1 protein-coding gene is annotated in these 258 nt (G+C 28.3%); it reads left to right on the top strand.

What is annotated here, in order from left to right; genetic code table 11:
• On the top strand, positions 1-258 hold a 258-nt coding region (locus KVT37_RS32400; protein WP_217579050.1), incomplete at both ends, for a hypothetical protein.

Genomic DNA, 258 nt, shown 5'->3' with positions numbered 1-258 from the left:
CGAAATTAGGAGATATTTTTCACTATTTAATAGTATTAGAGCATTGCTTAGACCTTAAAGAAAATGAAATTATAGTAGTGGAACGATACGGTGATTTATCTATAGAATCAACTGAATTATCGAAAAACATGGAAGTGAAGAATCATATTAAACAAAAGAATTTCCTGGATAGAGATGTTGAATTTTGGAAAACATTAAAAAATTGGATGGAAAATTACAGGGGTGTAAAGAGGTTTGATAAATTAATCTTGCTAACAA

Source organism: Mesorhizobium sp. GbtcB19, from assembly GCF_019091085.1.
Lineage (GTDB): Bacteria > Pseudomonadota > Alphaproteobacteria > Rhizobiales > Rhizobiaceae > Mesorhizobium.
Note: the sequence above shows the minus strand (reverse complement) of the source record. Positions and strands in the feature narration are given on the sequence as shown.